Origin of the sequence: Sphingobacterium sp. HSC-15S19 (genome assembly GCF_050433745.1) — a bacterium.
Lineage (GTDB): Bacteria > Bacteroidota > Bacteroidia > Sphingobacteriales > Sphingobacteriaceae > Sphingobacterium > Sphingobacterium siyangense.
Map to the genome: position 1 here is coordinate 1 of NZ_JBNPWQ010000037.1, position 25006 is coordinate 25006.

The window sequence follows — 25006 nt, forward strand, 5'->3', positions numbered from 1 at the left end:
TAGTAATTTACGTTCGGCGTCTTGCAAGGGATATCTGTATTAAGCAAACTAAACTAGGAAATTTTTTGTATTCCCCCAAGAATTCTGCTTGATCCTCTTGTCGGCGGTAAAAAAAGGTAATGCGATAAAAAGGAAATACATACAATCATAAAAAAAGCATCAATCTTAACAGACTGATGCTTTTGGTAGCGGGGAGCAGAATCGAACTGCCGACCTTTGGGTTATGAATCCAACGCTCTAACCATCTGAGCTACCCCGCCGTTTCGGTATGCAAATATACCACTTCGTATGTCAATTCAAAAGATTTTTTTATTTTTTTACCAATTCTGACCTATTTAAAACTCGCATTAAACGCAACAAACTCATTTTTAACTCAATAAATTTATCATTAAAAAATAGAAACAGTAGTTGAAAAAATTGATAGTCCTAAAAACAACATGTTTATCAAAAAACAGGGGCAACTTTTTACAAAAAAACTTGCAATAACAAAATAAATATGTATTATTACAAATAATAAGTTGATGCAGTAAAAAGCAATTTTGGAAGAGATTTGTAGCGGGGAGCAGAATCGAACTGCCGACCTTTGGGTTATGAATCCAACGCTCTAACCATCTGAGCTACCCCGCCATTTTGGGAATGCAAATATAGCTTATTTTTGATTTAAACAAACTAAAATTTAAAAAAACATTTTTATGGCAGATAAAATAAAATTCCAACTAGAATATATCATCAACTCTTCACCTAGAATTTTATTTCCGTATTTGCAAGAACCAAACGAATTGGCACAATGGTTTGCAGATGATGTAAACTATAAAGACACCGTTTATACTTTCATTTGGGATGATGAACCTCACCGAGCAAAAATTGTAGCATCGAGAGAAAATAAATCTGTACGCTTTAAATGGCTCGATGATGATCCCTATTATTTCGATCTGGAGATCGATCAAGACGAGCTAACAAATGATGTTGCTCTTAAAATAACAGATTACGCTAAAGAAGAAGACCTTGAAAATAGAAAGTTAATTTGGAAAAATTCAATAGTCTATCTTCAAAGTGTTATAGGTGCATAAAAAAGCCTATCTTTGCAATATATTTCCACTAAGAGCTCCAGCTGGAGCTCCTTAGTTGGAAGATGCCTTAATGTAAAGGCATCAATTTGCTTTGCGTCACGGATGAAAAAGGTTCATTTACTTATTCTTCAAGCTTTCATAAAACCATTTATTGTCACATTCTTTATTGTGATGTTTGTCTTATTGATGCTTTTCCTATTCAAGTACATTGATGATTTGATTGGAAAAGGATTTGAATGGTATACGATCATGGAGCTAATTGGATATCAATGCGTTGTTCAAATCCAAATGGCAATGCCTTTATCCATGCTCCTTTCCTCCATTATGACTTTCGGAAATCTGGGTGAAAGCTATGAATTAGTTGCGATCAAAGCTGCGGGCGTATCTTTACGTAAAGCGATGACCCCACTATTTATACTCGTTGCAATTTTCGCAACAAGTTCTTTTCTGTTCTCCGACTATATTCTCCCCGTAGTGAATCTAAAAATGGGTACGCTACTTACTGATGTACGTAATAAAAAGGCAGATTTCCTCATCAAACCCGGAATCTTTAACAACACCATCCCAGGTTACTCGATCCGCGCTAAAGGAAAAAATAAAGCGGGAACAATTCTCTATGACTTGATGATTTATGATCATCGTGGCGGTAACACAGCCAATAATGTACTTATGGCGAAAGAAGGGTATATCTATAACTCTCCTGACAACAATTATATGATCCTAAAACTTAAGGATGGTATCCGCTATGAGGAAGCACGGACTAAAAACTCCAAAACCTACGATCCACGTCAGCAATTTACGCGATTTAAGTTCAAGGAAACAGAGCAAAAGTTTGATATGGGAAGTTTTCAACAAGGTAAAACGGATGAAAATCTCTTCAAGAGCCACCACGCCATGTTAAACCTGAAACAGTTAGACATGTACATCGATTCCAACCATATTAAGATAGACAGTATGGGAAAAGCGATCGTCCGTACATTAGACACCCGATATAATATCTATTCGAAATATTTTAGTGCGAATCAACCTGGACAGCCAAAGGTCAAAGAAACTAAGATCAAACCTTTTAAAAATTTGCTTACCGATCTGGTTCCCCAAGAACAACGGGCACAGATCACCATGAATGCATTAAACCAATTGAATTATTTAAAGGAAGATCTGAATGGACGTACACTTGAGTTTAAAGATTACAAATCGAAAGATATACGCTATCGGATTGAATGGCATCGCAAGTTTACCCTAGCTGTCTCCTGTCTTTTACTATTTGCAATCGGAGCTCCACTAGGAGCCATTATCAGAAAAGGTGGACTTGGTCTTCCGGTCGTGATGGCCATCATTTTCTTTCTGATCTATCACATTATCTCCACAGTAGCAGAAAAAACAGCGAAAGATGGTGCCATATCATCAGCCGTAGGCATGTGGATGGCCATTATTGTCTTAACACCATTAGCCGCTTTTCTAACGTACAAGTCGACAACTGATTCTGCCTTATTTGATATTGATCAATATAAATTAAAAGTAGAAGCCGCTTGGAAGTGGATTAAGGAAAAGCTTGCAAAAAAGAATAAATTAAAAGAATCACATTAGATTGTGACAACGCTATTATAAATAAATTTAGATTCTACACTAACTTTGTACCAATTACAATATATCAATAAATGGATTTCAAATTAAACACGATCGAAGAAGCGATCGCTGATATACAGGCAGGAAAAGTAGTAATCGTCGTGGATGACGAAGATCGCGAAAATGAAGGAGACTTTGTCACTGCTGCCCGCAATGCAACTCCCGAAATCATCAACTTTATGGCGACTCACGGTCGTGGACTAGTATGTGCCCCAATTACTAAAGAAAGAGCAGATGCATTACACCTTGACTTAATGGTGGGACAGAATACAGCGGTATATGAAACGAACTTTACAGTTTCCATTGACTTACAGGGATATGGTTGTACAACCGGTATTTCTGCATCGGACCGTTCGAAAACAATTAAAGCAATGATCGATCCTAATATCCATTATGAAGAATTAGGTAGACCAGGACATATTTTCCCGCTCATAGCGAAAGATGGTGGTGTATTACGTCGTACAGGACACACTGAAGCTACAGTTGACCTCGCTCGATTAGCAGGATTTGAACCAGCAGGTGTATTGGTTGAGATTTTAAAAGAAGATGGTGAAATGGCCAGACTTCCGGAACTAATGGAAGTTGCTAAAAAATTTGATTTAAAGATCATTAGTATTGAAGATCTAATTGAATACCGTCTTAAGCACGACTCTTTAATCAATGAAGAAGTCACTGTTAATATGCCAACGCAATATGGTGATTTTAAAATGAAAGCCTTTACACAAAAAGACACTGGCGAACAACATTTAGCGCTTTACAAAGGCGAGTGGAATGAAGATGAACCTATTTTAGTACGGGTGCACAGCTCTTGTGTTACGGGTGATATTTTTGGTTCTTGCCGTTGTGACTGTGGCCCTCAATTGCACAAAGCAATGGAAATGATCCAGCAAGAGGGTAAAGGTGTTATTGTCTATATGAATCAAGAAGGTCGCGGTATTGGACTGATCAATAAGCTACATGCTTACAAATTACAAGAAAATGGTTTGGATACGGTAGACGCCAATGTACAGTTAGGGTTCAAGGCAGATTTAAGAGACTACGGTGTAGGAGCCCAGATTCTTAGAAACCTTGGTGTCACAAAAATGCGTCTTATGTCAAATAATCCGACAAAACGTGCTGGCCTAGTAGGTTATGGTCTTGAAATCATAGAAAATGTACCTATTGAAATAACGGCAAATCCCTTTAATGAAGAGTACTTAAAAACTAAAAGAGATCGTATGGGACATACAATCATGAAAAATCTATAAAAAGGAAGTAAAAAAGGCGGTGTTTCTATTGGAAACACCGCCTTTTTTAACATAGAGAATTAAACCCCAATGATGATAAAATCGCTTCCATTTATGATCTTGTTATGGCAGTACTTTCAATAAATAGAAGTAACTTTATAATATGGAACAACAAGGGAGATATATCATCTTTTTCGATGGTGATTGCTTGATCTGTAATCACTTTGTTCAACTATTATTAAGGATCGATCGCAGAAAGAAATTCTTATTTAGTTCCTTGCAGTCTGAATTTGCCCGGACGGCGCTAACAAATATTCCCAAAAATACTGATTCCATCGTTTTCCTATCTCCAGCTGGTACCTATCTCAAAAGTGAAGCTATTTTAAAGATTTGTAAGCAATTGGGCTTCCCTTACATTACATGTTATTTACTAAAGATTTTACCACTTTCGTGGAGAGATGCGCTTTATGATTATTTTGCTAAAAACCGCTATCGATGGTTTGGAAAGAATGAATTTTGTACGATACCTTCAAAATCTGAGCGAGAAAGATTCATTTGAACAAACAGTAATCTTATTGAAGTGAAGTTTAGTTCAGAAATCTTCTAATTATACTTGTGACAATTAAATTTACATCGATGAAAAATACACTTTTAATTGACAGTGCCTATATCAATGGGAAATTTATCAAGTCAAAACACACATTTGATGTGGTAAATCCTGCAACAGGAAAAGTTATTGCTTCGTTGCCAGATTTAAAAGTAGTTGACTGTACTAAAGCCATAATTGATGCTGACAAGGCATGGAAAAGCTGGAAAAACACAACGGTACTGGAACGTTGCAACATTGTCCGCAAATGGTACGATCTTATTCAACACTATAAAGACGATCTTGCGGAAATCATGACCCTAGAAAGCGGCAAACCGCTAAGCGAATCGAGGGTAGAGGTTGACTACGGTAGTTCTTTCGTAGAATGGTTTTCAGAAGAAGGAAAAAGAGCCTATGGTGAAACCATACCTACCCATAAAAAAGGAAGTAGAATGATAACGATTAGGCAAGGTGTAGGTGTCGTAGCCGCAATTACACCCTGGAATTTTCCTTTAGCGATGATCACCCGAAAGGTTGCTCCAGCTTTGGTGGCTGGTTGTACCGTTGTGCTAAAACCGGCCTCCCAAACCCCATTTTCTGCTATAGCATTGGCTAAACTGGCTGAAGATGCAGGGATTCCGAAGGGTGTTTTTAACGTAATTACAGGAAAAGATAGTGTTGGTATCGGCAAAGAACTAGCTACAAACGACCTGATAAGAAAACTATCTTTCACAGGCTCTACCGAAGTCGGAAAAACACTCATAGAACAATCAGCCTCTAACATTAAAAAAGTATCTATGGAGCTCGGTGGTAATGCTCCCTTTTTGGTTTTTAACGATGCGGATATTGATGCTGCTGTCGAAGGAGCGCTTGCCGGAAAATTTAGAAACTCAGGGCAAACTTGCGTTTCCATCAATAGATTTCTAATACAAGAAGATGTCTATGATGAGTTTTCATTGAAACTTAGCCATGCTGTCAGCAAATTGAAAGTTGGTAATGGACTTGACAAAGGCGTCCAGGTAGGTCCTTTAATCAATGCAAAAGGGCTAGAAAAAGTACAGCATCATGTACAAGACGCATTAAATCATGGTGCCGAATTGGCTACTGGAGGAAAGGTCATCAAAGATCTATTTTTCCAGCCAACTGTGCTGACCAACGTCCCGAAAGAAGCGCTTATATTCCGCGAGGAGACTTTTGGTCCAATTTGCGCCCTTTTCAGTTTCAAGACAGAAGAAGAAGGAATAGCAATGGCCAATACGACTGAATTTGGGCTAGCCTCCTATTTTTATAGTACAAATATAAATCGCTGTTTTCGTGTTGCTGAACAGCTAGAAGCTGGCATGGTAGGTATCAATACAGGCCTTATTTCAAATGCAGCAGCTCCTTTTGGTGGAGTAAAACAATCTGGTGTAGGTCGTGAAGGATCTAAATACGGTTTGGATGAATATATGGAATTAAAATATATCTGCTTTGGCGGTGAATAAAAAAGGAGCAAAATGCTCCTTTTATTTTTTCAAAAAATCCACTAGCTTTTCCCTTGTTGAACTGAACGATAAGGCGTCCCCTACTTTCTCATAATTCTGTTTATCCACACAGGTTGGATAAGCATATTTGGCAAAGGCCAGTTTATTATCATCTCGTATAAAAAGTTCCATTAAATCAACAATTTCACTAACACTTAGATGCATACTTTTTAATTCCTGAGCAGCTACAGCAAGTCTATCCTGATCGTTTTCCTTCTGATTTAATAGATCGTTCAATCGATTGGAATTCGTCTTATTCATTACTCCGGCATCAGACAGATCATTATCTTCATTTTCAGCATATCCTCCTTGATTCGCTACACCGTTACGATAAACCTTAGCGTCTTCTGACTGCCTATATTGATCATTATTATATCCCCCACGATTATTGTTTGGCAAATCATCACGATCTTCCGATTGTCTGTATCGCTCATTACCTTGTTCATTACTATATCCATCCCGGTTATTATACGGTAAATCCTCACGATAATTACCGTTGTTATACCGATCTACAGGATTCATGGATTCCAGGATAATCCCCCTATTTCCGCCTCTGCTACTGACAGAAAATACCACATTCATATACTGTCCATTTCTATTGACAAGTTGCACACCACTGCCATTCAATGTGCGTTGCTGTCTGTCAGCAAATACAATACGCAAATCATAACGACGACTCGTCAAATTGGATACCCTAATATCCGTGGAAGCCCTATTATTATACAAAACGTTGTTGATATAAAGAAAAAATGGGACATCTGTAGAATAGATGTTTAATGCCCCTCCAAAAGGTCTGTATCGCTGCGCAAACCCAGCCGTTGCGACAATAAGCAACGAGACCATAACCAAAATTTTCCTGTACATAATCCGATTCAATTTATAATCCTTCGACTACACAGAATAAAAAAGGATTAAGAAACCAAAGAATTTAACATTTTGTTATGCTTTCTTGTTCCGGTACTTCTTATAAAGTTTTACGGCCATCATTAAAGCAATGGATAAAATTAAGAGTCCCAAAACGCCAAATATCCAGTTCAGTGCCGATTTTAAGACAACAGTAAAAACAATAGCGAATAATAAAACTGTTGCGACTTCATTAAACAAACGGAGATTTGTTGAAGTTAATTTGGATTCTTGACGACTCAATTTGAACATAATCTTCTGGCAGGTAAAATGATAGATAATCATTCCCAGAACGAATGTCAGTTTTACATGCATCCACCCCATGGATAATAAACCAGGAGAATAGCATAACATAACTAGTGCAGAAAAGACAGTGATGTACATCGCAGGAGTAGTAATAACCCACCACAGTAATTTTTCCATCTTACTGAATTCTTTATGCAAAACATCAAACGCTTCTTGACTCTTGTCCTTAGCTTCTGTATGATATATAAAGAGTCGAGGCATATAAAACAGACCTGACATCCAACAAATCACAAAGATAATATGAACTGCTTTTGCATATAAATAGACCATAGTTACAAAAATAAGAAAAGTTAATAGCATTCAATACGTCCAAACATCAATTGCGCAAATCTTACATCCAATATACAAAAGTGCTATATCAACCGAAATAGATTAAATATAGGGCAAACAAAAACGACCTGCGAAAGGCAAGTCGTTTTTGTTTTTGAAGTAGATAGCAAACTAATAGCTAAATTCCTTTACAACCTCAATGGCATATTTTACATTATCAAAAGGAATATCTGGCATGATACCATGTCCCAAGTTAAAGATAAAACCATTTTCACCTCTCATGCGCTCAAATAATTCGATAATCTTCTTCTTGATAACAGGTTTATCTGCATACAAAACAAATGGATCCAAATTTCCTTGAACAGCAATACCCTGTGGCAGAGATTGTTTAATATTTTTTAAATCTGCATTCCAATCGATAGAAACAACATCAGGTTGCGCTTCGACCATCATTGGTGCAAAAACAGAAGATCCTTTACAAAAGGAAATGACAGGAATATCCTTACGGTTCAACTTAGCGATAATCTGCTTATTATAATAATGCGAAAAATCACGGTAATCATTCCAGGATAAAGCCAGGGCCCAGCTATCAAATAATTGAATTGCATTTACTCCAGCTGCGATCTGCATGTTAAGATATTCAACCGTTACATCTGCGATCTTTTGAAGGATCATATGTGCCAACTCAGGCTGATTATTCAACATCAACTTCGTTAACTTAAAATCTTTTGAAGATCCACCTTCAACCAAATAACTTAAAATTGTAAATGGTGCTCCCGCGAAACCAATCAAAGGGATACGGCTGTCAAGACGTTGTTGAATGACCTTGATTGCATCAGCAACATACTGTAATTTATCCAAACAGTTGGTAGACAAATCTTCAGCATCCTTTACAGAACGAACAGGATTAGAAAAACGAGGCCCTACACCTTGTTCAAAGGACAAATCCCCTCCCATGGCTTCAGCTGTAACTAAAATATCAGAAAATAAAATAGCTGCATCAATGCCTAACAAATCTACCGGAAGCATAGTGACATCCGCAGCAATTTCTGGTGTTTTGCACATCTCCAAAAAGGAATATTTATTCTTGATATCCCAATATTCCTTCATAAAGCGTCCAGCTTGACGCATCATCCACACAGGAGGTCTTTCCGTTTGCTGCGAAAATGCAGCTTTAATCAATAAGTCGTTTTGTAAAGTAGTACTCACTATAAATGTTTTGAAATTTCGTTTTCTATTTTTGTAATAATGCTGTTCTGTCTAGCCGTCAGATGTAACTTATTGGCAACATCTGTATAAGCTCTCGCTCTTTCATAATCCAACTTTCGCAGCGCTATATTTGCCAGATTAATCATCACCATACCCTTTTCATTATCTTTTTTCCAAGGCAGACGTGAAGCTAGCTGAAAATGATATTCGGCCTCATCGACACGTTCCTCTTTAAGCGCAATATTTCCCATCATAAATTCATAGAAATTACGTCTGCCTTTACGAAGTGCGTCCGGATTCTTTATCTCAGCTAGCAAATTTTTTGTCTTTTCATAATCTTGCCTATGAAAAGCCTGCGTTGCCAAAAAAACGGACCCTTCTCTAAAATGACTCCAAATCAAGTAGCCTATTCCGCCTGCTATCAGTACAGCAGTTTGATAATGCCCTTGGTATAAGCCATAGCCCAAAAATAATGCAGCAATAAAAATAACGGCTATTCTAGCCCTGATTGTCATCATCTCTTTCTACCTATGCGTTATTGTCGGTAAACTTATAACCAACACCTCTGATAGAATGGAAATAAATCGGATGCTTTTGATCTGGTTCGAAATATTTCCGGAAGGTTAAGATAAAATTGTCGATGGTACGTGTAGATGGGTAAACATCGTAATTCCATACGGTCTCCAATATTTGTTCCCGGGATACGGCCTCATTCCGTCGTTCAATCAACAGTTTCAACAGCATGGTTTCCTTCTTTGTCAACGAAGTGATCGTGCCATCTGCATGATGTAGCTCATACGAATTAAAATAGATCGTTTTATCACCAATTTGATAAGAATTTAGTTCTTTCAAATCGTCTGGTTTCATGCCACGACGCACCAAATTTCCAACACGAAGAATCAATTCTTCTAAGTTGAAAGGTTTTATCAGATAATCATCCGCCCCTTTCTTAAGACCCGTAATTCGATCCTCACTGCTATTTTTCGCAGTTAAAAACATGATAGGAACCTCAGTGTTTTGCAGTCGAATAGTTTCAGCCACTTGGAATCCATCAATTTCGGGAATCATCACATCCAAAACCACCAAGTTGAAACGTTCCTCCTTGAAGACTTTTAGTGCTTTTTTTCCATCAGTAGCCGTAGTAACACGGTAGCCTTCCATTTCGAGATTCAACTTGATAGCTTCTAACAAGTGTTCTTCATCTTCGACAAGTAATATTCTTTGTTTACTTTGCATTTCTTTCAAATGTTACTTCAAAAATACTCCCTTTAGGAGTGTTATCTTTAACTTTTATGGTCGCGTCGTGCTTCTGCAATACGGTTTTCACGATATATAACCCCAAACCTGTGCCTTTGGTTTTTCGTGTTGCCTCACTTCCCACGCGATAAAACTTATTAAAGATAAGTTTTTTCTCTTCATCACTGATACCGATACCATGGTCAGCAACAGAAAAAATTATTTTATTATTCTCCGTATATAATTTCACATCCACCATAGCACATGCCGGTGAATACTTAATGGCATTTTCTATCAGATTAGTAACCACATTACTAATCGCAAACTTATCTGCATGAATAATGATATCCGCTTCCAAATAAGGTTTCAAAACTTGTGAACTACAGGAATTCTTCTGAAGCCTATCTACAACCTGTTCTACCAAAGCAGTAAAATTAAAATCCTCCTTCGGCATACTGTAATTTCGGCTGTCCAACTTGGTTGTCATCAATACATTTTCCACCAGATCATCCAAACGCTCGATATCCTTCAGCGAGTTTCTCAAGAACGTTTGTTGTTGCTCTTTGTCAAGATCACGCCTCAAAATAGTTTGAATATACAATTTGACGGAAGCCAATGGCGATTTAAGTTCATGCGTAATAGCCAAAAGAAAGTTCTGCTGTTGTTGAAGCAGTTTCTGCTCCCTCTCAACCAGCCGCTTCAACCGCCATGCACCCCACAAGAAAATAATCAAGAAGAATATTCCCTCTCCTATGATCATGTTCTTTTTACTCGGATCAAAACGGATAAACATCACCCCCCACCATATCAGTTGCATAACCGCATAGAACAATAGAAAATAAAAGAGTAACAGCGCTTTCTTCATGTGACAAAAATAGGTATTCACCCATGTATTCGGAAATATCCGAAGGATTATGACACAAAGAAGAAAATTAACCGATTCGCAATAAGACTAAAATCACCAAACAGTCATATAAACCATCGGAGACCCGATATCGATAAAAGTGACTTTTAATTTCATCACTAGATAACCTAACTGACTTGGAATTTCAGGTTAATTTGTTTTAATTTTGCATATGTTTAATCACGAGAAAAAAGACATTTTCTTCGACCTAGATCATACCATATGGGATTTTGATAAAAATGCCGAAGAAAGTCTGCACGAGCTATATTTTAAATACAAGTTTGATCACTTGTTTAATCAAGAGTCATCCACTCGTTTTATAGAAACTTATACAGTTAACAATCATCGACTTTGGGGACTCTATCATCACGGAAAGATTTCAAAACCAGAACTCAGGAAAGCTCGCTTTGCAGATACCTTTACCGAGCTCGGTGTGGATCCAGAGTTGTTTCCTGAAGAATTCGAACTGGAGTATCTCGCTATCTGTCCAAAAAAAACAAACCTGTTTCCCCATGCACATGAAACCTTGGCTTATTTGGGTGACAGATACAATCTTCACCTGATATCTAATGGTTTTAAAGAGGCCTGTGAGACCAAACTGGAAAAGAGCAACCTAAACAAATACTTCAAACATATTTTTATTTCAGAAGTCATCGGTGTGAATAAACCGGATCCCCGAATATTTGAGTTTGCTATGACGACTGCTCAAGCGCAAGCCCAGCAATCACTGATGATCGGAGATAACCTTGACGCCGACATCCGTGGAGCCGTAAATGTAGGCATGGACGCCATTTTCTTTAACCCAAATGTTATTGAAAAACCAGACGATGTATCACATATGATTATCGACTTGAAAGAATTACAATCGATACTATAGAAAATAGAAAAAGCAGCTTAAAGCTACTTTTTCTATTTTAGAACCTTAACGGTAATATTCTTAAACCAGACGTCATTTCCATGATCCTGAAGACCGATAAGCCCCGATTTGCTATCGCCACCAACATGGCTCAACAATTCAAAAGCCAAAGGCCATTTTTCCTCACTGAATTTACTTTTTTGCAATAAATCAATCCAGGACTTATCCCATAATGTATATTCAACAACCTTTACACCATTTTGAAAATGCTCTACCTTGCCATTGTTTACTCTGATCTTAACTTTATTCCACTCGCCATACGGTTTACCATTCTGAGGCTTAGCAGGGATCATATCGTACAATGATGTCGATTTACGGTTTCCATCTACACCCATTTTAGCATCAGGATGGTTCTCATTGTCCAAAACCTGACATTCTGGAGACGAGATATAAATCGGTTGTCCTTCCACTTCCTTCGCTAAAAAGAAGATACCTGAATTTGCTCCTTTAGCAACTTTCCATTCCATCTCCAATTCGAAATTCTTGAAATCATGAGCAAAGACCAAGTCACCACCTTCTTCTTTACCAACATTGGCTTGACTATCAAATTTGATCGCTCCCTCATTAATTACCCATCTTTTTGGCACTACTGTCTTATCATATCCTCTCCAGCCTTCCATGGAAGTACCATCAAAAATAACATAGGCCCCAGCTTTATTCTTTTTAAATTTCTTGATATCTACACGGGGTAAATCTAAGATTTTGTAAGCAGGAACCTCTTTTTTTGCTTGCGCTACGGCAGTATTAAGATGTGCTGAAAAAGCAATCACCGATACCGCAAGAACTGTTTTTAATAACTTCATTCTTTTTAGTTTTAGGTTTGTTTTAAAATTAAATTTAAGCATTTGAGTGTATAAAGAGGAATATTTTTTAATATTCCTCTCCGCCACCCATTTCATTTGTATTCGACACTTTTTTCTTTGATTTGTTTAAATCTTGGCTACCAAACCGATAGGAAAGTGATAAGGTTACCATCCTCTTCATCCAACGGTGCTCAAAATCTGATATAAGTTGAGCAGTCTCCGTCACACCATTCATTTTTCGCGAATTAAATACATCTCTCACATTCAACATAATTGAAGCTTTCTTCTTGAACACATCTTTTTTTAAGGCTAGATCCATACCTTTCATGGCATTCATCTGCCCCTGAGCCATTACACGCGAAGAATTATACTCGCCTCTCATTTGAGCAGAAAACGTTGGTGTAAAACGATAATTAGCGGTCAGATTAGCATTATAAGCGAAATCCTTTCGTTCTTTAATATCGTAGTCCGGGTTTGCATTATACTGAATGTGGATCAAATTGAGATTAAATGTAAAGTCAAAATCCTTCGTTGCGTTGACTTTTGAAATAAACTCAAAACCCGAAAGATTACGACTGGTCATATTCTCCCATCTACTGTATGTTCTTCCATCCTCTATCTTGTAAACAAATGGCTGAATAACCTCACTTGCGTGATTGAAATAGGCAGAAGATATGAGGTTTACTTTACCAAAGGTTTTGGCAAAGCTCATTTCCAAACTGTGTACATCTTCCGGTTTCAGATTCGGATTTCCCTGACGATAATTCAAATCATCGGATACGTTTAAAAATGGGTTAACTTGCCAACCACGAGCCCGTTGAACACGGCGCGAGTAGCTAAATTGAACTTTATCCCCATTTTCACCAACATCGTAGGTTAAAAACAGTGTTGGATATAACCTGAAAAATTTCTGTTTAGCATTGGATTCCGTTTCCACTGCAGCTGGATCCTTGGAGAAATAGGTGGACTTGAGTTCAAATTGCTCTCCCCGGAGTCCAATTTGATAGCCAATTTTATCTGTTAATTTATTTTGATAATTCGCATAAATCGCATGGACAGTACTCGTAAAATCAAAATCGTTGCTGATTCTATAATCCGGCACATAATTACCTAAAGAATCGAGTGATCTGGAAAATTGTGTATCAAATGACTTTCTGATTTGAGACCTGTAGCCTGCCTCGAATTTGCTTACCTCGGAGAAAGGTAAAACATAATCCAATTGAAGATTGATATTCTTACCATCCTCAGACGTAACATTCTTCCGTGAGGTGGCCTTCCGCCCATCGGTGTAATTTTGAGAAAAATCATTTGTACCATCTTCCTTATCTCTCCCATAACTTGCATTCCCCGTCAACTCCTCTCCTTCTCGCTTAAATTGATGTCTAAAATCGGCGTTTAATTCATAACCAAGATCATCTTCAAATTGTGTTGAATTTCGAACACTCGTTCCTGTCATCTGCGATTGCTTAAAGAACTCGTAATTCAAGTCTTCTATTCGCTTGTTATCACGTATACTTAAATTACCCGAAAAACTCAATGAAGTACGGTCTGTCATATTATAATCAAACCCAGCTTTTACCGTATGGCTATTGCCCTTTCTTGACGATTCGGATTCGCTATAATTACGCGTGCTATCCCCAAAAAACCTGTTGTCCGTTTTCCCACTTCCCAACATGTTTCGTTTATTGAAGTTATAGGATCCGAAGTAATTGAATTTCCGATCACGATAATTCAATGTTATACCAGCCATATAATTATCATAAGAACCAGCGGATGTATTTATCGATCCGTTCAGCCCTGTTCGAATATTTTTCTTTAAAACGATATTGATAATCCCAGTTTGGCCCTCTGCATCATATTTAGAGGATGGATTTGTGATGACTTCAACTTTTTCAATTGAATTGGCAGGTAGACTCTGAAGCAAAGAAGTTACATCATTTCCTGCTAAGGCAGACTCCCGTCCGTCGATTAAAATCTTCACACTACTTGATCCACGCAAACTGACCGATCCATCCTGATCAACTTGCAAAGTGGGGACATTCGCAAGCACATCGGTCGCTGTTCCACCCGCGCTGACCAAACTCTCGCCAACATTGAAGGTTTTACGGTCTATACCAATTTGCATGGCAGGAGCTCTTCCTTCAATAACAACTTCGTTCAACATATTACCTGTAGATTTCAAAGCAATTCGACCTAAGTCCTTGCTTTTACTTCCTAAGACCTCTATACTATCAATGGTTTGTGTCTCGTAGCCAACATAAGTAATACGGACATTATATTTACCAGGTTTAATATCAGACAACAAAAGGAATCCTTGGGATACAGACTGTCCCCCCTTAACAAAGACGTTACTATAGGCGTCCAAGAGCGCGACACTAGCCGATGAAATAGGTTTAGAAGTTTCGCTATCGACTAAAATAGCTTTGATTTGACCTGTTTGAGCAAAAAGAACAACAGGTAAAAAGAATACAAATAAGAAAGATTTAAACGATTTAGCGTAAAAAAACATGCTTCAGCTTAGTTTATAAGTTATAGTGCAAAGAAAACTAAAACTTACAGACAAAATTGAAGCGTAACCATATTATTACGGTAACAAAAGAATAGCAAATTACTCCACAGAAACAGTCAATCCCTCGGCTTTCAGAATTTTACGATAGATCTCCATCTCCGTATAAGTACCCTCCAGTACAGCACATTTCCCCTCAGTATGTACTTTCCAGGCAATCTTCTCAGCTTGCTTCTCGGTATATTGTAAATGATAGATGAGACAATGAATCACATGTTCAAACGTATTGGTTTCATCATTCCACAAAATGAGGCGATTAGACTCTTTCACAGAGGCTAATATCTCTTCTAACGTAAAGGTTTCTTCAGCAGTTTGGGTACCCATGCTGCAAAAATAGAATATTTTTTTCTAAATTAACGATAATATAAAAGGGAAGAATACAATCAATTAGAGGAATTTATTATGTTACAGTCAAAAATTGCAGGAATTGGCTATTACGTCCCAAAAAACGTATATACCAATAATGACCTAACACGCTTTATGGATACCAGTGACGAATGGATTCAAGAACGAACTGGCATTAAAGAACGTAGATATGCAGACCGAATAGGCGAAACCACCACCACTATGGGGGTCGAAGCAGCTAAAATTGCCATCGAACGAGCCCATATTACACCTGAAGATGTCGACTTCATCATCTTTGCCACCTTATCGCCAGATTATTATTTCCCGGGCTGCGCCGTTCTACTGCAACGGGAAATGAAGATGAAGGAGATCGGGGCACTGGATATTAGAAACCAATGTTCTGGTTTTATATATGCGCTTTCTATTGCCGATCAATTTGTCAAAACAGGGATGTACAAAAATGTGCTAGTGGTTGGTTCGGAGAAACACTCTTTTGCGCTTGACTTTTCTACGAGAGGACGAGCCGTTTCCGTGATTTTCGGAGATGGTGCCGGAGCAGTAGTTGTGCAGCCTACAACCGAAAATGGCAAAGGAATCCTGAGCACGCACTTACATTCAGATGGAGCCGAAGCCGAAAAGCTAGCGATGTATTACCCCGGAGCTTCCAGTGGAATTTGGTTAGATAAAATGCCCAATTGGCCGGATCAGGAATTGGGCGGATTATTAATGACCAAAGAGATGCTCGAAGATGGAACTGCGTTTCCAAATATGGATGGCCAGGCCGTCTTCAAAAAAGCTGTTGTCAAATTTCCTGAGGTCATTCATGAAGCGCTGGCAAAAAATAATTTAAAAACCAGTGATATCGATTTATTGATTCCACACCAGGCCAATCTTCGCATTTCGCAATTTGTACAGAAAACTCTTGGATTAAGGGAAGATCAGGTATTCAACAATATTCAGAAATATGGGAATACCACTGCGGCTTCTGTACCGATAGCACTATGCGAGGCTTGGGAAGAAGGAAAGATTAAAGACGGTGATCTCGTATGTTTGGCAGCTTTTGGAGCAGGATTTACCTGGGGTTCAGCCTTAATTCGATGGTAGATAATAGCGTATATAGAAAAAGGGCTGATCATGTGTGATTAGCCCTTTTTCTATATATTTCGGAATAAAAAAATTATCCGTTTGATAATGCTGCTGCACCAGATACGATCTCCGTCAATTCTGTTGTAATTGCAGCTTGACGTGCCTGGTTGTAAGATAGCTTAAGTGATTTGATTAAGTCACCAGCATTCTCTGTAGCTTTATCCATTGCCGTCATACGTGCTCCATGTTCAGAGGCATTCGAATCTAAAACAGCTTTGTATAATTGAATCTTGATTGCTTTAGGAATCAACTCCTCGATAATCTTCTCTTTGGAAGGCTCGATGATATAATCCACCTCAGCTTCTATTTTTGCTTTATGCGTATGTTGCTTGTTTTCCTCCGCAGGTAATAATGGTAAAATCTGCTCTGCAGTCAACTCTTGAACTGCTGCATTTTTGAACTGATTATAGACCACTTCAACACGATCAAAATTACCTTCTTTGAATTGTTCCATGATAAATTCAGTCACCACAGATACAGAACCAAAATTTAAATCAGAAAACAAATCAGAGTGATTAGCTACCATATTGAAGTTACGTTTCGAGTAGAAGTCATAACCCTTTTTACCAATACCAATGATACTCAAATTACCCTTTGCATGTTGCTCGGCATATTTGTTAAAGATCAAGTTATTAGTCGCTTTGATAACATTTGCGTTGAATGCTCCAGCCAAACCTCTATTAGAAGAAACAACAACGATCAACACCTTATTTGGCTCGCGGTCTACTGTAAAAGGAGAGTTACTTCCCTCAACACTCGCAGAAACATCCGCCAAAATATCTCTTAGTTTATTCGCATATGGGCGCAATTGTAAGATAGCGTTAGTAGCGCGCTTCAATTTAGCAGCCGAAACCATTTTCATAGCTTTCGTGATCTGCTGTGTTGATGATACCGAGGTAATCCGGTTTCTTACTTCTTTTAAATTTGCCATATTTGTTTTAAGTATTAAGTACCTAGTATTGAGTATCGAGCCTTGTCGATAGACTCAATACCAAATACTCATTACTATTAATATTTTGATGCTAAATCCTTAGCTACTGTTTCTAATACTGCAGTTAATTCATCGGAGAACTTATTCGCTTTAAAAGCTGACAATACTTCTGGATGACGTTGTTCCAATTGAGTCAAGAATTCTTCTTCAAATTCTCTCACTTTATTTACAGGAACATTACGCAATAAACCTTTAGTTCCGATATAAATGATCGCCACTTGCTTCTCAACAGAAACCGGAGAGTATTGACCTTGTTTCAAGATCTCAACGTTACGAACACCTTTATCCAAGACAGATTTAGTAGCAGCATCTAGATCAGAACCGAATTTCGCAAAAGCTTCCAATTCACGGTACTGAGCTTGATCCAACTTTAATGTACCGGATACCTTTTTCATCGGTTTGATCTGCGCATTACCACCTACACGAGATACAGAGATACCTACGTTGATCGCTGGACGGATACCTGCGTTAAACAAGTTAGACTCCAAGAAGATCTGACCATCTGTAATTGAAATTACGTTGGTTGGGATATACGCTGAAACGTCACCAGCTTGGGTTTCAATGATCGGAAGCGCAGTTAATGAACCACCACCTTTCACCAAGTGTTTGATCGATTCAGGTAGATCATTCATATTGCGTGCGATATCATCTGAAGAGTTGATTTTCGCTGCACGCTCCAACAAACGGCTGTGTAGATAAAATACGTCACCTGGGTATGCTTCGCGGCCCGGTGGACGACGTAACAATAACGAAACCTCACGGTAAGCTACCGCTTGTTTAGACAAATCATCATAAACGATCAATGCTGGACGGCCTGTATCACGGAAAAACTCTCCGATAGCAGCACCTGCCATTGGCGCATAGAACTGAAGTGGAGCAGGATCAGCAGCAGATGCAGCAACAACTACTGTATAAGCCATAGCACCTCTTTCCTCCAATGTACGCACGATATTCGCAACTGTAGAATTTTTTTGACCTACGGCAACGTAGATACAAAATACAGGTTCTCCTGCATCATAGAATTCTTTTTGGTTCAAGATTGTATCGATACAAACAGCTGTTTTACCTGTTTGACGGTCACCAATAACCAACTCACGTTGACCACGACCAACTGGAATCATCGCATCGATCGCTTTGATACCTGTTTGTAATGGCTCAGTTACCGGTTGACGGTAGATAACACCTGGAGCTTTACGCTCGATAGGCATTTCATACAAATCTCCTTGAATAGGTCCTTTACCATCGATTGGTTGACCTAAAGTATTTACAACACGTCCCAACAAGCCTTCACCAACTTTGATGGATGCAATACGGTTGGTACGTTTAATAGTATCTCCTTCTTTGATCTCATCAGAAGGACCTAAAAGTACAACACCAACGTTGTCTTCTTCTAAGTTTAATACAATACCTTGTAATCCGTTATCAAATTCAACCAACTCACCGGACTGAACTTTAGTTAAGCCGTAAATACGAGCAATACCGTCACCCACAGCAAGTACGGTACCCACTTCCTCTAGTTCGGCTTCTGATTTAAAGCCCGACAATTGCTCTCTTAGAATTGCCGAAACTTCATCTGGTCTTACCTCTATCATTTTAATTATTATAAGGGGTTTTTTGATTTATTTTACTTCAAGTATCAGAACAAATTAATTATTCTGATTCAAATATCTTTCCAATTTATTCAACTTACCAGCAATACTTGCATCAATTTGGCGATCGCCGATATTGACTACAAATCCACCGATCAAACTATGATCAACTTTATTGATCAATATCACTTGAGCGTTGGTTTCTTTCGCAAGTACATCTTTCATCGCTGCCAAATTAGCTTCAGAAAGCGGCGCTGCAGATGTAACTGTAGCTTTCACAATTCCTTTTACCTCGTTGTACTCACGAATAAATTCTTGAGCAGTGGCATAAACAATCTCGCCACGACCTTTATTGATCATGATCTTAAAGAATGCCAAGATATTTGGATTGATCTTATCTTTAAATAGCGCATCCAATATGTTTTTCTTCTTGTCCAAAGGAACAATAGGATTGGCAAAAACAGCTTGCAATTCTGTACTGGATTTTAAAACAGCAATGAATGAATCCATATCCGCCTTGATTGTTTCCAGTGAGCCTTGCTCGCTAGCCAAGTCGATTAATGACTTAGCGTATCTTGATGCTACTTTAAATACTGACATAATTCTATTTCGTAATTTGAGTGACCGGATTAGTTCAATTTAACGTCATTAAGCAAATCTGCTACTAAAGCTTCTTGCTTTCCTTGGTCCTCAAATTCTTTGTTTAACACTTTACGAGCAATATCCAAAGACAAAGAAGAAACCTGAGACTTAACCTCTGCCAAAGCTTTGTTCTTTTGTTCGTTGATCTCGATTTTTGCTTGTGCAATCAATTTTGCACCTTCAGCCTGTGCCTGAGTTTTTGCCTCGGCTACAATCTTATCTTTAAGTTCTTTTGCTTCCTTAAGGATAACATCGCGTTCTGCGCGAGCTTCTTTTAGTAATTGTTCGTTCTCATTTGTCAAACGAGCCATCTCTAATTTAGCCTTTTCAGCAGCCTCCAAAGCACTTGCAATACCTTTTTCACGTTCGTCTAGGGCATCAACAATTGGTTTCCATGCGAATTTACCTAATAAAAAGATAATAACCACAAGGACGATGACCATCCAAAAAAACAAACCGTACGAAAACGAATGTATTAATTTATCCATTGTTATACTATATAATGATAATTCTTATTTTTTAAGATTCAGGAATAATACAACCTGCAACCAACCGTTGCAGGTTATACCATAAAACCGTTGTGACTATTTACCTAATAATAAAGCACCGAATGCTAAACCTTCAAGTAAGGCACCAATGATAATCATTGCAGTTTGGATTTTAGATGCTGCTTCTGGTTGACGAGCGATAGCTTCCATTGCAGAACCACCAATTTTACCTAAACCTAAACCTGCACCGATAACGATTAAACCGGCTCCAATTAAATTGTACATAATGTATGATTTGAATAATTAAAAAATTTACTAATTAATGATCGTGATGTTCTTCAACAGCCATACCGATAAATAAGGATGACAACATCGTAAAAATAAATGCTTGTAAGAATGCTACCAATAATTCGATAACCATCAAGAAGATTGTCAAGAACATGGAAACACCGATACTACCTACTACTGTCAATTGATGCTGCAATAAATAAACAATTGCAATCAGTCCCATTACGACCGTGTGACCAGCTGTAATATTTGCAAACAAACGTACCATCAAAGAGAATGGTTTTGTAAACAATCCCAATACCTCAATTGGCGCTAAAACAAATTTAAATGGAACCGGAACTCCTGGCATCCAAAAAATATGCTTCCAGTAGTTTGCGTTTGCTTTGATATTCACAATTAAGAATGTAAAAAGAGCCAAACATAAAGTTACTGTAATGTTTCCTGTAACGTTAAACCCTAGTGGTGTCAAACCAACCAAGTTTAAAATCCAGATCAAAAAGAATACAGACAATAAATAAGGCATGAATTCCTTGTAACGATGACCAATGTTTGGAATAGCCATCTCATCACGTACATAGATAACCAAAGGCTCCAATACACGTCCAACACCTTTAGGTAAATTGTTAGCACCTTTTTTATATGTTTTAGCCAAACTAATAAATGCCCAAAACATTAAAAATGCAGCCAAAAACAAACCAACAACACTTTTAGTGATCGAAAAATCTAAAGGCATCGCTACAGATGGATGAAAATCGACAGCATCATGAATTTCATGAGAACCAATCACATAGGAAGTTTCAAATTCCTTTTTCTCTTCTTTTCCATCTTCATTTATAGTCATAACATAGCTACCATCAGCATTTTTACGATACTCATGACCAGTCAAATTACCAGTAGCATCAGTCTTATAAATTTTCCCGTGATACAATGCATAATATTGACCGCCAACCTCAGCAACTTTATTACCGTGATCGAATGCCGAAGCCATAAAAACTTTCAAGCCATTATCGATCAAAATTACCGGCAATGAAAAACCATAATGTTTACCTGTCTCTTCATCCGAAAAGAAGCTAAAATAATAATCATCTTGTAAGTGATGCTCAATATGGCTATTGATTTCCTCAGCCTGCGATTTTTCTCCGTGTGCATCCTCATTCGCCTTTGTTAAAAATGGCGCAACTGCAAACAGAATAACTGCTAAAAATTGAAGTGTTCTTTTAAGACTCACGATACTACTATTATGTTATTTAAAATTTTTTGCGAAAATACTATATATAAAGCACAAAAGCTACTTTAATATTACATTTTTTTGAAAAAACTATCGTTTTCTCCCTTAGGATTTGTTTAAAGCCTTGTAAGCAAATATAACATCGTAAAAAAGGAATAAAACGACAACGATCAAATAGTTATATTTTAAAATATCAGCCTGCGGTTTTGCCAACCCATTATGGATATAAACATAATTTAGGACAAACTTTAAAGTCAATAATCCCAAGAAAACAAAACCAACATATTGCGGAAATTTCTGCGAACAGTAACTTATCCCCACCATGATGATCACGGATAATATCAGTTGAAAAATATAAATTTCATACAATGGAAAATGTAGATCTTCCAGGGAATGTATACCATCAAAAGACTTTAACAAAAAGAAATGAACGGCAAAAATTAATACCGCAACAAAAAATAAAATAAGGGCCTGCTTTATATATACTATCATCTATCGTTTAATCGATTCACTTGTCTAATGACTTGATATAGAGAAATTCCAATCCCTCCAAGAGTACAGATCTTCATCCATAGTTGGTTCTCAGCATGAAACTTACCGTCCAGCCAATCCCCTAATAAATAAAATGCGTAAATGGTAAAAACCATCTGGGTTGAAATAGTCGTCAGCACCAGCCACTTGTTAGGATCTTTCTTGTTTTCCATAAGCAATCTTAAGGTTATCAATGGGCTTTCAACAAACTATATCACACAATTTGTTACAAATATACGCTATAAATTTTTATTGCCTACAATCCCAAAACTTTTTGTCCAATTTTAATATCCGGATAATCAATATCTGCCCCCAAAAGCATTTTAAGTTCCGAAGAAGACTTATCCGGATTTGCACGAATAACACCAAGAATACGATCCAACTTATCCTGCTCGATCAACTCTGTTGCTTCCACTTCCGTACCAACAAAGTTAATTAAATGTCCATATATCGTACCAGCGACCATCCCGCGCTTAACAGCTATATCAGCAATACTCATCCCATCCTTAAACATTTCTAAGGAAATCTCCTTTGTATCCAACTTCTTAGGTCCTTCTTCATCTGCACTTTGTGCAGCCAATTCGTCTTTTTCTTTGGTCTTCACACTGGCAGCAACATCGAGCATCGCTGTTTGAAAATCTTCCCGTTTTGAAAGCGTTTCAGCAATAAGCAGACAATGCTGCAACTGCTCGCGTTTTCGCTTGTAATCAAGCAATAGTGCTTTTAACTCATCAATATATTTCTTCGTACGTTTTCGTATCTGATACTCTTCAATATGTTTGGTTAAGGCCTCAATCAGATCTACATCCATTTTCGGTAAAAACCAATTGACCGCAGCAGTAGAACGTTCACAAATGACATCATAGTCGATCGCGTTTTTATCCCGCAACAAATCATACAATACAACAATAAACTTATGTGCAACTTTCTCCTGGGTCTGAAGGTGCTTGACCAATTGTTGAAAGAATAGTACTGCTTGTTCCTTTCCATCAATATTACGCTCTTCAAGTGATTTCAGCAGCTCCGAAGTCTCGGCCAATAGACCGTCCCAACGGAAACCATGCATTAAAATCTGGCCAAGATAATTCCGCTGGCATTGCTCCAAAATCTCATTTACATCAACCTGTCCCTGAGCACGCTGCGCAAATTCGACAACTTGGTAATCTGTACGGATAGCATAAGAAGGGATGATCGATTTTAATACAAGCCCATCTAAACTCGTTAAACGGCTCAATGCAACGTACACCTGTCCCGCGGCAAAAGAGGTCCCTGCGTCGATGATTGCTTTTTGAAAAGTTAAGCCCTGGCTTTTATGAATGGTGATAGCCCAGGCCAGTCGAAGTGGAAATTGCGAAAATGTACCCAATATCTCCTCCTTAATCTGATCTTGCCCCTTGTCGTAATTATACCGAATATTCTCCCAGGTCTCCCTTTTTACTGTTACAGATTCCGACCCATCAGGAAATGTAACTGTTACTGTGCCCTGTACCGTATCGATGTCCTTTACCGTACCGATCTTTCCATTGTAATATTTACGTTCATCTCCCGAATCGTTTCGAATAAACATCACCTGCGCCCCTATTTTTAAAGACAACGTTTCTTCAGCAGGGTAGGACCCCTGCGCAAAATCATCTTTGACAACAGCCTTAAGATTTAACATTTTACCTGATAATGAGGCCAACTTGGCTCCGTTTATTTCATCAGCATTTCGATTATGGGAGGTCAATGTAATATACTGCTCCTCTTCATTTGGAACAAAGTCCTGCTGATAGTAACCATTTAAGGTCGTGAGCATGTCACTGGTACATTGATTGTTTCGTATGGCATTTAATATGGAAATAAAACCCTCATCTTGCTGACGATAGATTTTATTAAGCTCTAACATCACCAACGGATTATCCCTTAAAATTTTAGCGTTAAAGAAGAAAACAGAAGAATAATGATCCCGTAAAACATTCCATTCGGCGTCTTTCACTACTGGTGGCAACTGATACAAATCTCCGATAAACAATACTTGTAAACCACCAAAAGGCCGCATATCGCGACGAACAGATTGCAGGATCACATTAATCGCATCCAATGTATCTGCCCGGACCATTGAAACCTCATCAATCACCAAAAGCTCAAGTTCCTGCAAGATAGCCCTGCGCTGCTTGGTCAATTTAATCGTACTGAATAAACGTGATTTATTGTAAATATGACTATCCTGCTCGTCCCAACGTAATTCATAATCTTCTATAAAGGTTCCAAATGGAAGCCAAAATAAAGAATGTAAAGTGGTTCCGCCCGCATTCATCGCTGCGACGCCCGTGGGTGCCGTAATAGCCATCTTCTTGTAGCTATGCTCACGAATATACTTCAAGAACGTCGTTTTTCCTGTACCAGCCTTTCCTGTTATAAATATGTTTTGGTTCGTTTGGTTAACAAAAGCAACAGCCTGCATAAATGCAGTATTTTCCCGATCGACTTGAAAGTTTGACATATCCTGAAATTAGATTGATCACAAAATTAGCAATTTCATTTTTAACTTCACGCGACATATTATAGCTAGGGATATCCAAAACAGCTCCATTATAACGTATTTAGATAAAGCTAAAACGGTTAACTTAAAATA

At 38.0% G+C, this 25006-nt stretch carries 25 protein-coding genes and 2 tRNA genes; 7 read left to right on the top strand and 20 right to left on the bottom strand.

The features are described from left to right. Nucleotides 1–183: 183 nt before the first annotated feature. Together L1283_RS23240 and L1283_RS23245 are read right to left on the bottom strand one after the other, a co-directional pair. Nucleotides 184–260, bottom strand: a tRNA-Met gene (locus L1283_RS23240). 293 nt (nt 261–553) lie between these two features. Next, nucleotides 554–627: transfer RNA gene (locus tag L1283_RS23245), tRNA-Met, on the bottom strand. Between the two features lie 65 nt (nt 628–692). On the opposite strand from L1283_RS23245, the gene L1283_RS23250 reads away from it, so the two are divergent. The 5 genes from L1283_RS23250 (at nt 693) to L1283_RS23270 (ending at nt 5992) form a co-directional block, all read left to right on the top strand. Next, complete coding sequence (locus L1283_RS23250; protein ID WP_046671984.1) at nt 693–1070, top strand: START-like domain-containing protein; 378 nt, start codon at nt 693–695, stop codon at nt 1068–1070. A gap of 102 nt (nt 1071–1172) precedes the next feature. Continuing rightward, nucleotides 1173–2657: an LptF/LptG family permease gene (locus L1283_RS23255; RefSeq protein WP_145327958.1), complete on the top strand. Its 1485-nt coding sequence runs from the start codon at nt 1173–1175 to the stop codon at nt 2655–2657. A 71-nt stretch (nt 2658–2728) separates the two neighbouring features. Further along, complete coding sequence (locus L1283_RS23260; RefSeq protein WP_145327957.1) at nt 2729–3943, top strand: bifunctional 3,4-dihydroxy-2-butanone-4-phosphate synthase/GTP cyclohydrolase II; 1215 nt, start codon at nt 2729–2731, stop codon at nt 3941–3943. 142 nt (nt 3944–4085) lie between these two features. Next, complete coding sequence (locus L1283_RS23265) at nt 4086–4481, top strand: thiol-disulfide oxidoreductase DCC family protein (protein ID WP_075994159.1); 396 nt, start codon at nt 4086–4088, stop codon at nt 4479–4481. A gap of 77 nt (nt 4482–4558) precedes the next feature. Beyond that, nucleotides 4559–5992, top strand: a complete 1434-nt coding sequence (locus L1283_RS23270; RefSeq protein ID WP_145327956.1) for an NAD-dependent succinate-semialdehyde dehydrogenase — start codon at nt 4559–4561, stop codon at nt 5990–5992. 21 nt (nt 5993–6013) lie between these two features. Here the strand turns inward: L1283_RS23270 and L1283_RS23275 are convergent, their stop codons facing one another. The 6 genes from L1283_RS23275 to L1283_RS23300 all read right to left on the bottom strand — a co-directional run bounded on the left by L1283_RS23275 (nt 6014) and on the right by L1283_RS23300 (nt 10820). Continuing rightward, entirely contained in the window at nt 6014–6895 is an 882-nt protein-coding gene (locus tag L1283_RS23275; RefSeq protein ID WP_145327955.1) for a DUF4476 domain-containing protein, read from the bottom strand. A gap of 75 nt (nt 6896–6970) precedes the next feature. Continuing rightward, complete coding sequence (locus L1283_RS23280; protein ID WP_312352403.1) at nt 6971–7540, bottom strand: CopD family protein; 570 nt, start codon at nt 7538–7540, stop codon at nt 6971–6973. 141 nt (nt 7541–7681) lie between these two features. Next, nucleotides 7682–8719, bottom strand: coding sequence for a uroporphyrinogen decarboxylase (gene hemE, locus L1283_RS23285; protein WP_088162929.1), 1038 nt, complete (start codon nt 8717–8719; stop codon nt 7682–7684). Then, a complete protein-coding gene (locus L1283_RS23290) occupies nt 8719–9237 on the bottom strand; it encodes a hypothetical protein (protein WP_231585185.1) in 519 nt (172 codons plus the stop codon). The genes hemE and L1283_RS23290 overlap by 1 nt, the downstream gene beginning before the upstream one ends. Before the next feature lie 10 nt (nt 9238–9247). Continuing rightward, nucleotides 9248–9955 (bottom strand): response regulator transcription factor, encoded by a 708-nt coding sequence (locus L1283_RS23295; protein ID WP_429626487.1) that lies wholly within the window; start codon nt 9953–9955, stop codon nt 9248–9250. Then, nucleotides 9945–10820 (bottom strand): sensor histidine kinase, encoded by an 876-nt coding sequence (locus tag L1283_RS23300; protein WP_088162930.1) that lies wholly within the window; start codon nt 10818–10820, stop codon nt 9945–9947. The genes L1283_RS23295 and L1283_RS23300 overlap by 11 nt, the downstream gene beginning before the upstream one ends. A 211-nt stretch (nt 10821–11031) precedes the next feature. On the opposite strand from L1283_RS23300, the gene L1283_RS23305 reads away from it, so the two are divergent. Then, nucleotides 11032–11736: a YjjG family noncanonical pyrimidine nucleotidase gene (locus tag L1283_RS23305; RefSeq protein WP_075994164.1), complete on the top strand. Its 705-nt coding sequence runs from the start codon at nt 11032–11034 to the stop codon at nt 11734–11736. A 32-nt stretch (nt 11737–11768) separates the two neighbouring features. On the opposite strand, the gene L1283_RS23310 is transcribed toward L1283_RS23305, so the two are convergent. From L1283_RS23310 to L1283_RS23320, 3 genes are all read right to left on the bottom strand, one after another. Further along, nucleotides 11769–12578, bottom strand: a complete 810-nt coding sequence (locus L1283_RS23310; RefSeq protein ID WP_083663849.1) for a 3-keto-disaccharide hydrolase — start codon at nt 12576–12578, stop codon at nt 11769–11771. A 67-nt stretch (nt 12579–12645) separates the two neighbouring features. Then, a complete protein-coding gene (locus tag L1283_RS23315; RefSeq protein WP_286848467.1) occupies nt 12646–15087 on the bottom strand; it encodes a TonB-dependent receptor domain-containing protein in 2442 nt (813 codons plus the stop codon). 99 nt (nt 15088–15186) lie between these two features. Then, a complete protein-coding gene (locus L1283_RS23320; RefSeq protein ID WP_046671971.1) occupies nt 15187–15468 on the bottom strand; it encodes an ATP-dependent Clp protease adaptor ClpS in 282 nt (93 codons plus the stop codon). Nucleotides 15469–15546: 78 nt separating this feature from the next. Between L1283_RS23320 and L1283_RS23325 the strand changes: the two genes are divergently transcribed. Further along, entirely contained in the window at nt 15547–16593 is a 1047-nt protein-coding gene (locus L1283_RS23325; RefSeq protein WP_088162933.1) for a 3-oxoacyl-ACP synthase III family protein, read from the top strand. Nucleotides 16594–16666: 73 nt separating this feature from the next. Here the strand turns inward: L1283_RS23325 and atpG are convergent, their stop codons facing one another. From atpG to L1283_RS23370, 9 genes are all read right to left on the bottom strand, one after another. Then, nucleotides 16667–17566 (bottom strand): ATP synthase F1 subunit gamma, encoded by a 900-nt coding sequence (gene atpG, locus L1283_RS23330; protein WP_120333225.1) that lies wholly within the window; start codon nt 17564–17566, stop codon nt 16667–16669. Between the two features lie 77 nt (nt 17567–17643). Next, the gene (gene atpA / locus L1283_RS23335; protein WP_075994168.1) at nt 17644–19218 is read right to left on the bottom strand and encodes a F0F1 ATP synthase subunit alpha; all 1575 of its coding nucleotides are present in this window, start codon (nt 19216–19218) and stop codon (nt 17644–17646) included. Between the two features lie 54 nt (nt 19219–19272). After that, nucleotides 19273–19815 carry an ATP synthase F1 subunit delta gene (gene atpH / locus L1283_RS23340; protein ID WP_075994169.1) on the bottom strand — a complete coding sequence of 181 codons (543 nt, stop codon included), beginning with the start codon at nt 19813–19815 and terminating at the stop codon, nt 19273–19275. Nucleotides 19816–19844: 29 nt separating this feature from the next. Then, entirely contained in the window at nt 19845–20345 is a 501-nt protein-coding gene (locus L1283_RS23345) for a F0F1 ATP synthase subunit B (RefSeq protein ID WP_046671966.1), read from the bottom strand. Between the two features lie 96 nt (nt 20346–20441). Further along, on the bottom strand, nt 20442–20630 hold the full coding sequence (gene atpE, locus L1283_RS23350) for an ATP synthase F0 subunit C (RefSeq protein ID WP_021188666.1): 189 nt from the start codon (nt 20628–20630) through the stop codon (nt 20442–20444). 34 nt (nt 20631–20664) lie between these two features. Beyond that, on the bottom strand, nt 20665–21861 hold the full coding sequence (atpB, locus tag L1283_RS23355) for a F0F1 ATP synthase subunit A (RefSeq protein WP_248932536.1): 1197 nt from the start codon (nt 21859–21861) through the stop codon (nt 20665–20667). Between the two features lie 105 nt (nt 21862–21966). Then, entirely contained in the window at nt 21967–22353 is a 387-nt protein-coding gene (locus tag L1283_RS23360; protein WP_075994171.1) for a hypothetical protein, read from the bottom strand. Beyond that, on the bottom strand, nt 22350–22565 hold the full coding sequence (locus L1283_RS23365) for an AtpZ/AtpI family protein (RefSeq protein WP_075994172.1): 216 nt from the start codon (nt 22563–22565) through the stop codon (nt 22350–22352). Before L1283_RS23365 ends, L1283_RS23360 begins: the two co-directional genes overlap by 4 nt. Before the next feature lie 83 nt (nt 22566–22648). Continuing rightward, a complete protein-coding gene (locus tag L1283_RS23370) occupies nt 22649–24874 on the bottom strand; it encodes a helix-turn-helix domain-containing protein (RefSeq protein WP_145327951.1) in 2226 nt (741 codons plus the stop codon). Between the last annotated feature and the right edge of the window lie 132 nt (nt 24875–25006).